The sequence below is a fragment of the Pseudomonas sp. SMSB3 genome (genome assembly GCF_052041965.1).
Lineage (GTDB): Bacteria > Pseudomonadota > Gammaproteobacteria > Pseudomonadales > Pseudomonadaceae > Aquipseudomonas.
Genome location: NZ_JBKGGV010000012.1, coordinates 110,526 through 122,688, shown reverse-complemented (window position 1 = coordinate 122,688; position 12,163 = coordinate 110,526). Strand labels below are relative to the sequence as shown.

The following is a 12,163-nucleotide window of genomic DNA, read 5'->3' as shown; positions in this document are numbered from 1 at the left end:
GTCGACAAGGTATGCTGTCGGCAGTAATGGAGGCTGCATATGCAAATTTACAAAGTTGGTGGTGCCGTGCGCGATCGCCTGCTCGGGCTGCCAGTCAGCGACGTCGATTGGCTGGTCGTGGGTGCCACGGTCGAGCAGATGCACGACGAGGGCTTTCGTCCGGTCGGCGCTGACTTTCCGGTATTCCTGCACCCCAAGACCGGCGAGGAGTACGCCCTGGCGCGCACCGAGCGCAAGAGCGGGCGTGGCTATGGCGGCTTCACCTTTCACGCCAGCCCTGAGGTGACCCTCGAACAGGACCTGACACGCCGCGACCTGACCATCAATGCGATGGCCGAGGATCTGCACGGGGTGATCCATGATCCCTACCACGGCCAGGCCGATCTGCAGCGGCGGATTCTGCGGCATGTTTCGCCGGCGTTTGCCGAAGATCCCCTACGGGTGCTGCGCGTTGCCCGCTTCGCCGCGCGCTACGCGGGCCTGGGCTTCAAGGTTGCCGAAGAAACCCTCGCACTGATGCGCCAGATCGCCGAATCAGGCGAGCTGCAGGCACTGACCGCAGAGCGCAGCTGGAAGGAAATCGAACGGGCCTTGATGGAAGATCAACCGCAGGTATTCATCGAAGTCCTGCAGGCCTGCGGCGCCCTGGCGCAGTTGATGCCCGAGCTGCCGGACAATCTGCCCACCCTGGCGGCATTGCGCCGGGCTGCGCAGTCACAGCAGCCCCTGCCGGTGCGCTGGGCATGCCTGTTGCGTGGATTGCCAGCGGCAGCAATCAAGGCTCTCAATCAGCGCTTCAAGGTTCCCCGCGAGTGCCAGGAGCTGGCTGTGCTGGTGGGAGAATACGCCGATCAGGCCGACCAGGCATTGCAGCTCCCTGCCGACACGTTGCTGGAGCTATTGCAGAAGTTCGACGTCTATCGGCGCCCGCAGCGCTTCGAAATGTTCGTCGCCACCTGTCAGATGAGCCAGCCAGCGGCCTATTCACAGGCTGGCTTTCTGCTCGGTGCGGCGGCAGCAGCGCGGGCAGTCGCAGTGCAGCCACTGGTGGCAGCGGGGCTGGCCGGCATGGCCTTGGGCGCGGCGCTCAAGGGTGAGCGATGCAAAGCGCTTGAAGCCTACATCCGCGGCTGAGCGCAGCGCTGGGTCACACCGGCGTCAACTGCAACCCGCGCCACTCGAAGGGAACCGGCGCCAGGACCTGCTCGATCTGCGCCTGCTGCCACAACTGCGCCATGCTTTTGCCCACGCCTGGATGCATCAGTGTCGGGGCCAACAGTGACAGTGGCCAGAGCACGAAGGCGTTCTTCAGGATTTCGGCCCGCGGCAGCACCAACCCGTCGAAGGTGCCATGCAGATCGTCGTACATCAGCACATCGATGTCCAGCGGCAGGCCCTTGCGCTCAGGCGCATAGCGACCATTGTCCGCCTCGATGAACTTGAGCCGGCGATCGAGCTCGAGCAGCGGCAAATCGGTTTTGCCGGTCACCACGAAGTTGATGAATGGCCCACTCTTGATACCGACCGCCTGACTCTCGAAGGCCGGCGAGCAGTGCATGTCGCTGAGGATCGCCGCCAACGCGTCCAGCCCGGCACACAGATGCCGATGGCGGTCGATGTTGCTGCCAAGGCCCAGATAAACCGTGCTCAGAGACATCCGCGCTCGATCTCCACGCCGACACCGCCACGGGCCGCGGGTACCGCGCCCGGCTTGGTCAGCTTCAACCGCACCCAGGGAATGTGAAACTCCTGCATCAAGGTCGCCACCAGACGCTCGGCGAAGGTCTCGACCAATTCGAAGCGCGCCTGCTCGGCAAACGCCTGGATGCGCGCCGATACGCTGGCGTAATCCAGAGCCAGATTCAGGTCATCGCCGGCTGCCGCTGGGCGGTTGTCCCAGGCGAAACTCAGGTCCAGGCGCAGGCACTGGCGAATATCGCGCTCCCAGTCATAGGCACCGATCACGGTATCGACTTCCAGGCCTTCGATGAACACTCTGTCCAAGCACTTCTCTCCACGACACGACAAGGGCGACTGGCGCCGTTAGAATCAGGGCGTCCTCGCCCGGAATAGTTAGCATGTTTTGGTTATTGGCACTGCTCGCCTACCTGCTCGGCTCACTGTCCTTCGCCATTGTCCTGAGCCGCCTGACCGGTAGCCCAGACCCGCGTTGCAGTGGCTCGGGCAATGCCGGCGCCACCAACATGCTACGCCTGGCGGGCCGCAAGATGGCGATCCTGACGCTGCTGGGCGACCTGTGCAAGGGCTTGTTGCCGGTTCTGTTGGCCCGCGCTGCCGGCCTGGGCCTGCAGGAGCAGGCCTGGATCGGCATGTGCGCGGTGCTCGGCCACCTGTTTCCGCTGTACTTCCGCTTCCGCGGCGGCAAGGGCGTTGCCACTGCCGCTGGCATGCTCATGGGGCTGTACCTGCCGGCTGCCTTGCTGGCCATGGCCGCCTGGCTACTGACCTTCTACCTGACCCGAACCAGCTCGCTGGCAGCGCTGGTCGCCACGCCCCTGACCCTGCCACTGCTGGCCTGGCGCGAGCCCGAGGCGTTGCTGCCGATCGCCGTGCTGACGGTGATGATCGTCTGGCGTCACCGCAACAACCTGCGCGACCTGCTGGCCGGGCGCGAACGCCACTTCTGACCTGGCAAGCGCTCAGACCGGCGGCAGCTGCTCCATCGGCCAACGGGCCTGCACACTGATCGCCAGGTCCTGCTGCTGACCGGCCAGCAGGCGCTGGCAGCCGGCATAGGCGATCATGGCGCCATTGTCGGTACAGAACTGCGGGCGCGCGTAGTAGACATTGCCCTTGATGCTGGCCAGCATGTCTTCCAGCGAAGCCCGCAGTGCCTTGTTGGCGCTCACGCCACCGGCGATCACCAGGCGCTTGAGGCCGGTCTGTTTGAGGGCGCGCTTGCACTTGATGGTCAGAGTCTCCACCACAGCCTGCTGGAATGCCAGGGACAGGTCGCAACGGGTTTGCTCGCTGTCGTCGCCAGCATGCTTGCATTGCTGCCAGGTGTTCAGGGCAAAGGTCTTGAGGCCGCTGAAGCTGAATTCCAGACCCGGACGATCGGTCATCGGCCGCGGGAACACGAACCGCCCAGCTACGCCCTGCTCGGCCAGACGCGCGATCTCCGGCCCGCCGGGGTAATTGAGGCCGATCAGCTTGGCGGTCTTGTCGAAGGCTTCGCCAGCCGCATCATCGAGGCTTTCGCCGAGCAACTCGTAGTGGCCGATACCATCGACCCGCACCAGCTGCGTATGGCCACCGGAGACCAACAAAGCGACGAACGGGAACTGTGGCGGATTTTCCTCGAGCATCGGCGCCAACAGATGGCCTTCCATATGGTGCACGCCGATTGCCGGGATATCCCAGGCAAAAGCCAATGCCTGCGCGCACGAGGCGCCGACCAGCAGCGCCCCGACCAGGCCTGGGCCTGCGGTATAGGCGATGGCGTCGATTTCGGTAGCGACACAGCCGGCCTCGTCCAGCACCTGGCGGATGAGCGGCAGCATGCGCTTGACGTGATCGCGTGAGGCAAGCTCGGGCACCACGCCGCCGAACACGCGGTGCAGGTCGATCTGGCTGAACAGCGCGTCGGCCAACAAACCGCGCTCGCTGTCGTATAATGCGACGCCGGTTTCGTCGCAGGATGTTTCTAATCCCAGTACTAGCATGGGCTCGTCCCTTGTGGGGGCTGAATTCGAAGCCGCGCATGATAGTCCCCGTGCCGGGTGCCGACCAGCGGTTTTCGATCAGAGGCTTTGCATTCCGGCGTACTAAGGGTTAACATCCGCAACCCTTGAAAACCGACGTTCTCCAGCACACCTTTGTTTTGCCAGGAGCACGTCTACCCCGGTAATGAATTAAGGTAGCCCTGGATGCCAGCCGTCAAAGTTAAAGAGAACGAACCCTTCGACGTAGCTCTGCGTCGTTTCAAGCGCTCCTGCGAAAAAGCCGGTGTACTGGCTGAAGTTCGTAGCCGCGAGTTTTACGAGAAGCCGACCGCCGAGCGTAAGCGTAAAGCAGCTGCTGCTGTTAAGCGTCACGCCAAGAAAGTTCAGCGCGAGCAGCGCCGCGCCGTTCGTCTGTACTAATACAGACGTTCTACGCAAAAAGCTTCTGCCCTGCCCGGCTCTCCGCCGGGCCGATGGCAGCGGTTTGGTTACACACCTTGAGCAGCTAGCCCAAGGCGCCCGTCGCAACCTGCAGTGGGCACAGCAGTAAAGTGTCAGTGCTGGCTTCGGCCAGGCGTGCACGTCATGACTGACGAGCCCTTGCGGCTGCCGACGAGCACATTTTTCCTCGCATTTTCCCTGTCAGCCTTCGCCCTTGTCGTCGCGGTAGCGATTAGACTTGCCAGCTGCCAGATGACGAGATTGCCATGGCCGGGCTCATTCCCCAAAGCTTCATCGACGACCTGATCAACCGCCTCGACATCGTCGACGTGGTGAGTTCACGTGTCCAACTGAAAAAGACCGGCAAGAACTACTCCGCCTGCTGCCCGTTCCACAAGGAAAAAACCCCTTCCTTCACGGTCAGCCCCGACAAGCAGTTCTATTACTGCTTTGGCTGCGGCGCCGGCGGCAATGCCCTTGGCTTCGTCATGGACCACGACAACCTGGACTTCCCCCAGGCCGTCGAGGAGCTGGCCCGCGCAGCCGGCATGGAAGTGCCCCGTGAACAGGGCCGGCGCGACAACAAGCCGCGTCAGCCGACCGACTCGCCGCTCTACCCGCTGCTCGATGCCGCCGCAGAGTTCTATCGCCAGGCGCTGCGCAGTCACCCGACCCGCAAGGCGGCTGTGGACTACCTCAAGGGCCGCGGCCTGTCGGGCGAAATCGCCCGTGACTTCGGCCTGGGCTTTGCCCCGCCAGGCTGGGATAACCTGCTCAAGCACCTGGGTGCCGACACCCTGCAGCAGAAGGTCATGATCGATGCCGGCCTGCTGATCGAAAATGCCGAGAGCGGCAAGCGCTACGATCGTTTTCGCGACCGGGTCATGTTCCCGATCCGCGACAGTCGCGGGCGCATCATCGCGTTCGGTGGCCGGGTGCTGGGCGATGACAAACCCAAGTACCTCAACTCTCCGGAAACCCCGGTGTTCCACAAGGGCCAGGAGCTCTACGGGCTCTACGAAGCGCGCAAGCACAACCGCAACCTCGACGAGATCATCGTCGTCGAGGGTTACATGGATGTCATCGCCCTGGCACAACAAGGCCTGCGCAACGCCGTGGCGACCCTCGGTACCGCCACCAGCGAAGAGCACCTCAAGCGCCTGTTCCGCGTAGTGCCCAGCGTGCTGTTCTGTTTCGACGGCGACCAGGCTGGGCGCAAGGCTGCCTGGCGCGCCCTTGAATCGACCCTCTCGGCCTTGCAGGACGGGCGTCGCGCGCGCTTTTTGTTCCTGCCCGAAGGCGAAGACCCGGATAGCCTGGTGCGCGCCGAAGGCACCGACGCGTTTCAGGCACGCATCAACCAGCACGCACAACCGCTGGCTGACTATTTCTTCGAGCAACTGAGCAACGAAGCCGACCCGCGCTCCCTGGAAGGCAAGGCGCACATGGCGACCTTGGCAGCACCGTTGATCGAAAAGATCCCCGGCGCCAACCTGCGGCAACTGATGCGTAACCGTCTGCGCGAGATCACCGGCCTCGATCCGCAGCAAGTCGAGCAACTGGCGCAACAAGCGCCTGCGCCGAGCAGCGTGCCGGACTACGATCCAGGCTATGACTATGACGCCATGGCCAGTTACAGCCCCGACTATGGCGACATGCCGCAGCTCGATTACGCACCCGCGCCACAGGAGCAGGCATGGAAGCCGAACAAAGGTGGCGGCAAGAAACAGTGGAGCGACAAGCCCTGGGACAAGAATCGCAAGGGTGGCAAGCCGTGGCAGCGTGACGAGGCACCGCCGCGCGTGCCGGCACCGGTCGAGCCGCCCACCCTGGCCGCGCTGCGCACATTGCTGCATCACCCGCTATTGGCTGGCAAGGTCGAAGACGCCAGCCATTTCGCCGACGAAGAGCACCTGTATAGCCAGCTGCTGGTGGCGCTGATCGAAGCCGCGCAGAAAAATCCTGGGCTAAGCTCAATGCAGCTGATCGCACGCTGGCACGGTACCGAACAGGGCCGCCTGCTGCGCGCACTGGCGGAAAAGGAATGGCTGATCGTCGCCGACAGCCTTGAACAACAGTTTTTCGACACCATTACTAGCTTGTCCGCCCGCCAACGCGAGCGAAGTCTGGAACAACTGCTCAGGAAATCACGTCAAAGCGAATTGACCAGCGAGGAAAAATCGCAGCTTCTCGCGCTGCTGAGCCGGAATGTTCCCGCACAAACGCCGACCTCATCTGGCGCGTGAGGCCCATGCTCGGGTATAATCCTCGGCTTGTTTTTTGCCCGCCAAGACCTTCAGTGGATAGGGTGTTATGTCCGGAAAAGCGCAACAGCAGTCTCGTATCAAAGAGTTGATCACCCGCGGTCGTGAGCAGGGCTACCTGACTTACGCGGAGGTCAACGACCACCTGCCTGAGGATATTTCAGATCCGGAGCAGGTGGAAGACATCATCCGCATGATCAACGACATGGGGATCAACGTATTCGAGAGTGCTCCGGATGCGGATGCCCTTCTGTTGGCGGAAGCCGACACCGACGAAGCCGCGGCCGAAGAAGCCGCAGCTGCGTTGGCGGCCGTTGAAACCGATATTGGCCGCACGACCGACCCGGTGCGCATGTACATGCGCGAAATGGGTACTGTCGAGCTGCTGACCCGCGAAGGCGAGATCGAAATCGCCAAGCGTATCGAGGAAGGCATCCGTGAAGTCATGGGCGCCATCGCTCACTTCCCGGGTACCGTCGACTACATCCTCGGCGAATACGACCGCGTGACCACCGAAGGTGGCCGCCTGTCGGACGTACTCAGTGGTTACATCGACCCTGATGACAACATCGCTGCCCCGACCGAAGAAGTTCCGGTACCGGGCGCCAAGGCGCCTGCGGCCAAGGAAGAATCCGAGGACGAGGAAGAAGAAAGCGACAGCGACGACGAAGAAGAGACCGAAAGCGGTCCCGATCCGGTCGTTGCTGCCCAGCGCTTCGGCGCTGTGGCCGACCAACTCCAAGCCACTGCCAAGGTTCTCAAGAAGAACGGCCGTGATGCCAAGGAAAGCGTCGAAGCCCTGCAGGCCCTGGCTGATCTGTTCATGCCGATCAAGCTGGTGCCCAAGCAGTTCGACGTTCTGGTCGAGCGTGTGCGCGATGCCCTGAGCCGTCTGCGTCAGCAAGAGCGCGCGATCATGCAGTTGTGCGTACGTGATGCGCGCATGCCACGTGCCGACTTCCTGCGCCTGTTCCCGAGCAACGAAACCGACCAGACCTGGTCGGGCGACCTGGCCAAGCGCAGCACCAAGTGGGCTGCTGCCCTGGGTGAAAAGGACGCGGCCATCGTTGCCTGCCAGCAGAAGCTGATCGACCTCGAGAACGAAACCGGCCTGACCGTGGCCGAGATCAAGGAAATCAACCGTCGCATGTCCATCGGCGAGGCGAAAGCCCGTCGGGCCAAGAAGGAAATGGTCGAGGCCAACCTGCGTCTGGTGATCTCCATCGCCAAGAAGTACACCAACCGCGGTCTGCAGTTCCTCGACCTGATCCAGGAAGGTAACATCGGCCTGATGAAGGCGGTGGACAAGTTCGAATACCGTCGGGGCTACAAGTTCTCGACCTATGCCACCTGGTGGATTCGCCAGGCGATCACCCGCTCCATCGCGGATCAGGCGCGCACCATCCGTATTCCGGTGCACATGATCGAAACGATCAACAAGCTCAACCGGATTTCCCGCCAGATGCTGCAGGAAATGGGCCGCGAGCCGACCCCGGAAGAGCTGGGTGAGCGCATGGAAATGCCTGAGGACAAGATCCGCAAGGTATTGAAGATCGCCAAAGAGCCGATCTCCATGGAAACCCCGATCGGTGATGACGAAGATTCGCACCTGGGCGATTTCATCGAGGACTCGACCATGCAGTCGCCGATCGATGTGGCCACGGTCGAAAGCCTCAAGGAAGCCACCCGTGACGTGCTCTCGGGCCTGACCGCACGCGAAGCCAAGGTGCTGCGCATGCGTTTCGGTATCGACATGAACACCGACCACACTCTCGAAGAGGTCGGCAAGCAGTTCGACGTGACCCGCGAGCGGATCCGTCAGATCGAAGCGAAGGCGTTGCGCAAACTGCGCCACCCGACCCGCAGCGAGCACCTGCGTTCATTCCTCGACGAGTGACGATCAAACCCCGGCCCAGGCCGGGGTTTTTCTTATCCGACAAATAGTTGTGGACGGCTAGTCGACTGGCCATTTGCCCGTCTACACTCGAGTTCAGACCCACTGAACGCGAGAGTGCTATGCAGCCGATGCCGGCCATCCTGTTGTTGCTCCTGATCTTGTGGAACACAACGGCCGGCGCCCTGACCCTGACAGACGAAGAAAAAACCTGGCTTGCTGAGCATCCACAGCTGAAGCTGGGCGTCTACGCCTCCCGGCCACCGTTCGAGTTTCGTGACCAGGAGGGCCGGTACCAGGGATTGGCCGCCGATTACATCAGCTCGCTCCAGGAACGTCTTGGGGTGAACATGACGCCGGTCGAGCCCAGCAGCTGGAACGACGTGCTGCAGCAGGCGCGCGAAGGGCGTATCGATTTGCTGCCCGGCATCATGTCCACGCCCGAGCGTCAGGATTACCTGGCGTTCACCCGCCCGTACCTGGACTTCCCCATCGTCATACTGGCCCACAAGGGCGGCCCGCAACCGCGCACGATCAACGACCTGTACGGGTTGAAGGTAGCGGTGGTCGAGAACTACGCGCCGCATGAGCTGATGCGTGCCCATCACCCGGACCTCAACCTGGTGAGAATGCCCAACCTCACCTCGGCACTCCAGGCCTTGGCCACCGACACGGTGGACGCGGTGGTCGGCGACCTCGCCTCGAGCGTGTGGAGCCTGCGCCAGCTCAAGCTCGAAGGGCTGTACGTCAGCGGCGAGACGCCCTACCGCTATCAGCTGGCCATGGCCGCACCGCGCAGCGAACACGTGCTGATCGGCATCCTCGACAAGGCGATGGCTGACATGTCCAGCGCCGAAATCGCCGACATTCAGCAACGCTGGGTCGGCAATGTCGTGGACCAACGCAGTTTCTGGCGCGACATGTTGCTGTATGGCCTGCCGGCGGTGTTGCTGCTGGTGGCGATCCTGGCCGTGGTCATTCGGATCAATCGCCGGCTCAGCTCCGAAATATCCCGCCGAATTGCCCTGGAGCAAGAACTACGCAGCAGCGAATACCATTATCGCGGCCTGATCGAGAGCCTGTCGGCCATCGCCTGGGAAGCCGACGCCAACGACTTCACCTACCGCTATGTCTCCCCTCACGCCGAAGACCTGTTGGGCTATCCGCTGCACGACTGGCTCAAACCGGGCTTCTGGCGCAGCATCGTGCACCCCGACGACGCGCTCTGGGCCCAGGCTTTCTGCGAAAGCGAAACTGCAGCTGGGCGCGATCATAGCCTCGACTACCGCGTGTTGCGCGCCGATGGCCAGCCGCTTTGGGTGCGCAACATCGTCAGTATGATCGAGCACGGCCACCGCCCGGTGATGCGTGGCCTGATGATCGACATCAGTGAAACCAAGCGCACCGAGGACGCCCTGCGCCTGTCGGAGCAGAAGTTCGCCTCGGTCTTCGAGCAGTGCCCGGACATCCTGCTGATTGCCCGGCACAGCGATGGCGTGCTGCTGGAGGTCAACGAAGCGTTCGAAGAGCAGATCGGCCTGAGCCCGGGCGAAGCGCTCGGCCGCACCGCCACCGAACTCAACCTGTGGGCCGACGAAGGCATGGGGCCCAAACTGTTGCAGCGTCTGCATGAAGGCGGCATCCGCAACCTGGAAATGAGCTTTCGCCGCAGCAATGGCCAGCTATTCACAGGCCTGACCTCGGCCGAGACCTTCGAGCTCGATGGCACCCTGGCGCTGGTCGTGGCAGTTCGCGACATCAGTCAACTCAAGGAAACCCAGCAGCAACTGCAAACCTCGGAAGAAAAGTTTGCCAAAGCTTTCCATGCCTCCCCGGACGGTTTGCTGCTGTCACGCCAGAGCGACGGCCTGCTGCTTGAGGTCAACGAAGGCTTTTGCCGCCTGACCGGTTATGAGTTCCGCCAGCCGATCGACCAGACCTCGTTCGACCTGGGCATCTGGGTCGATCTGAACGAGCGCAAGCGCCTGGTCGAACGCCTGGGCCGGGATGGCTTCGTGCGCGACTTCAGTTGCCACCTGCGGCGCAGCGACGGGCAGATTCGCCTGTGCGAGCTGTCGGCCAGGCCGCTGCCGATCGCGGGCGTCGACTGCATGCTGACCATCGCCCGCGATATCACCGAACGCCACTTGATGCAGGAAAAACTGCAGCTGGCGGCCACCGTGTTCGAGAACACCGCCGAAGGCGTGTTGATCACTGATACCGACCAGCGCATCAGCGCCGTCAACCGCGCCTTCAGTGAAATTACCGGCTACAGCGAGATCGAGGCGCTTGGCCAAACCCCGCGCCTGCTGGCCTCCGGCCAACATGACAGCGCCTTCTACGCGGCCATGTGGCACCAGCTGACTGCAGAAGGCCATTGGCAAGGCGAGATCTTCAACAAGCGCAAGAATGGCGAGCTCTACCCTGGTTGGTTGACCATCAGCGCCGTGCGCAACAGCGAGCGCGAAATCACCCATTTCGTGGCGGTGTTCGCCGATATCTCAAGCCTCAAGCACGCCCAGGCCAAGCTCGACTACCAGGCCCACCATGACCCGCTGACCGGCCTGCCGAACCGCGCCCTGTTCGAGAATCGCCTGCAGGCGGTGTTGACCTGCGCGCAGGTGTCCAACCGCCAGGGCGCGGTGCTGTTCCTCGACCTGGACCGCTTCAAGCACATCAACGACAGCCTCGGTCACCCGGTGGGCGACTTGCTGCTCAAAGGCATTGCCCAGCGCCTCAAGGAGCAGGTGCGCGACGTCGATACCGTGGCGCGTCTGGGCGGCGATGAGTTCATCATTCTGCTGCCAGGCCTGCATAAGCCCAGCGATGCCGACGCCATCGCCAACAAGCTGCTGGCGTGCTTCGCCGCGCCATTCCAGGCTGGCGAGCACGAGTTCTTCACCAGTGCCAGCATTGGTTCGAGCCTCTACCCGCAGGACGGCACCGACGTCGCCACGTTGATTCGCAACGCCGATGCCGCCATGTACCGCTCCAAGGCCAAAGGCCGTAACCGCGTCGAAGCCTATACCCGCGACCTGACCGTGCAGGCCAGCGAGCGCATCGCCATGGAGCACGAGCTGCGCCGCGCCATCGAGCGCAACGAAATGAGCCTCAACTTCCAGCCCAAGCTCAGCCTCAAGACGCAAACCCTGGTCGGCGCCGAAGCCCTGATCCGCTGGAGCCACCCGACCTTTGGCGAAGTGCCACCAGAGCACTTCATTCACCTGGCCGAAGAGAACGGCACCATCCTGCAGCTGGGCGACTGGGTGCTGGAGCAGGCGTGCCAGCAGATGCACAGCTGGAAGAAGCGCTACCAAGCCTTCGGCCCGTTGTCGATCAACCTCGCCGGTGCGCAACTGCGCCACCCGAACCTGGCCCAGCGCATCGAGCACCTGTTGAAGGTCTACCAGCTCAAGGCCGGCGACCTGCAGCTGGAGATCACCGAAAACTTCATCATGAGCCAGGCCGAGGAAGCCCTGGCCGTGCTGCACGAGCTCAAGCAACTGGGCGTGCAGCTGGCCATCGACGATTTCGGCACCGGCTATTCGTCGCTCAGTTACCTCAAGCGTCTGCCGCTGGACATCCTCAAGATCGACAAGTCGTTCATCCGCGGCCTGCCCGACGATCCCCACGATGCCGCCATCGCCCGCGCCATCATCGCCCTGGGCCGCAGCATGCAGCTGACGATCATCGCCGAGGGCGTGGAAAACCAGGCGCAGCAACGCTTTTTGGCGGCTGAGGGATGCGAGCAGATACAAGGCTACATCGTCAGCCTGCCGCTGCCGCCTGAGGAATTTGCCGCAGCGTTCCTTCGCATAGCACTAACCGATCTTTCGGATGGCACGCTATCGAAACCCTCGTTATAATCCCGCCACTTA

Annotated in this window: 9 protein-coding genes; 6 read left to right on the top strand and 3 right to left on the bottom strand. The window is 62.7% G+C overall.

The window, feature by feature from the left end; genetic code table 11:
• Nucleotides 1-39: 39 nt before the first annotated feature.
• Nucleotides 40-1,134 carry a multifunctional CCA tRNA nucleotidyl transferase/2'3'-cyclic phosphodiesterase/2'nucleotidase/phosphatase gene (locus tag ACLEJW_RS18830; RefSeq protein ID WP_313295897.1) on the top strand — a complete coding sequence of 365 codons (1,095 nt, stop codon included), beginning with the start codon at nucleotides 40-42 and terminating at the stop codon, nucleotides 1,132-1,134.
• 13 nt (nucleotides 1,135-1,147) lie between these two features.
• On the opposite strand, the gene folK is transcribed toward ACLEJW_RS18830, so the two are convergent.
• Both folK and folB read right to left on the bottom strand, forming a co-directional pair.
• Entirely contained in the window at nucleotides 1,148-1,657 is a 510-nt protein-coding gene (folK, locus tag ACLEJW_RS18825; protein ID WP_440778037.1) for a 2-amino-4-hydroxy-6-hydroxymethyldihydropteridine diphosphokinase, read from the bottom strand.
• Nucleotides 1,648-2,004, bottom strand: coding sequence for a dihydroneopterin aldolase (folB, locus tag ACLEJW_RS18820; RefSeq protein WP_145183506.1), 357 nt, complete (start codon nucleotides 2,002-2,004; stop codon nucleotides 1,648-1,650). Before folB ends, folK begins: the two co-directional genes overlap by 10 nt.
• Nucleotides 2,005-2,078: 74 nt before the next feature.
• On the opposite strand from folB, the gene plsY reads away from it, so the two are divergent.
• Entirely contained in the window at nucleotides 2,079-2,648 is a 570-nt protein-coding gene (gene plsY, locus ACLEJW_RS18815; protein ID WP_145183509.1) for a glycerol-3-phosphate 1-O-acyltransferase PlsY, read from the top strand.
• A 12-nt stretch (nucleotides 2,649-2,660) separates the two neighbouring features.
• Here plsY and tsaD read toward each other — a convergent pair whose 3' ends face one another.
• The gene (tsaD, locus tag ACLEJW_RS18810; RefSeq protein ID WP_440778036.1) at nucleotides 2,661-3,686 is read right to left on the bottom strand and encodes a tRNA (adenosine(37)-N6)-threonylcarbamoyltransferase complex transferase subunit TsaD; all 1,026 of its coding nucleotides are present in this window, start codon (nucleotides 3,684-3,686) and stop codon (nucleotides 2,661-2,663) included.
• A gap of 204 nt (nucleotides 3,687-3,890) precedes the next feature.
• On the opposite strand from tsaD, the gene rpsU reads away from it, so the two are divergent.
• From rpsU to ACLEJW_RS18790, 4 genes are all read left to right on the top strand, one after another.
• Nucleotides 3,891-4,106 (top strand): 30S ribosomal protein S21, encoded by a 216-nt coding sequence (rpsU, locus tag ACLEJW_RS18805; protein WP_003255575.1) that lies wholly within the window; start codon nucleotides 3,891-3,893, stop codon nucleotides 4,104-4,106.
• Between the two features lie 287 nt (nucleotides 4,107-4,393).
• Nucleotides 4,394-6,373: a DNA primase gene (dnaG, locus tag ACLEJW_RS18800; RefSeq protein WP_313455103.1), complete on the top strand. Its 1,980-nt coding sequence runs from the start codon at nucleotides 4,394-4,396 to the stop codon at nucleotides 6,371-6,373.
• A 67-nt stretch (nucleotides 6,374-6,440) separates the two neighbouring features.
• Nucleotides 6,441-8,288 carry an RNA polymerase sigma factor RpoD gene (gene rpoD, locus ACLEJW_RS18795; RefSeq protein ID WP_145183517.1) on the top strand — a complete coding sequence of 616 codons (1,848 nt, stop codon included), beginning with the start codon at nucleotides 6,441-6,443 and terminating at the stop codon, nucleotides 8,286-8,288.
• 119 nt (nucleotides 8,289-8,407) lie between these two features.
• A complete protein-coding gene (locus ACLEJW_RS18790) occupies nucleotides 8,408-12,151 on the top strand; it encodes an EAL domain-containing protein (protein WP_145183521.1) in 3,744 nt (1,247 codons plus the stop codon).
• Nucleotides 12,152-12,163 lie beyond the last annotated feature (12 nt).

Bases quoted from the DNA above. Each gene is read 5' to 3' on its own strand.
- ACLEJW_RS18830 (WP_313295897.1), top strand. From the start codon at position 40: ATGCAAATTTACAAAGTTGGTGGTGCCGTGCGCGATCGCCTGCTCGGG.
- folK (WP_440778037.1), bottom strand. From the start codon at position 1,657: ATGTCTCTGAGCACGGTTTATCTGGGCCTTGGCAGCAACATCGACCGC.
- plsY (WP_145183509.1), top strand. From the start codon at position 2,079: ATGTTTTGGTTATTGGCACTGCTCGCCTACCTGCTCGGCTCACTGTCC.
- tsaD (WP_440778036.1), bottom strand. From the start codon at position 3,686: ATGCTAGTACTGGGATTAGAAACATCCTGCGACGAAACCGGCGTCGCA.
- rpsU (WP_003255575.1), top strand. From the start codon at position 3,891: ATGCCAGCCGTCAAAGTTAAAGAGAACGAACCCTTCGACGTAGCTCTG.
- dnaG (WP_313455103.1), top strand. From the start codon at position 4,394: ATGGCCGGGCTCATTCCCCAAAGCTTCATCGACGACCTGATCAACCGC.
- rpoD (WP_145183517.1), top strand. From the start codon at position 6,441: ATGTCCGGAAAAGCGCAACAGCAGTCTCGTATCAAAGAGTTGATCACC.
- ACLEJW_RS18790 (WP_145183521.1), top strand. From the start codon at position 8,408: ATGCAGCCGATGCCGGCCATCCTGTTGTTGCTCCTGATCTTGTGGAAC.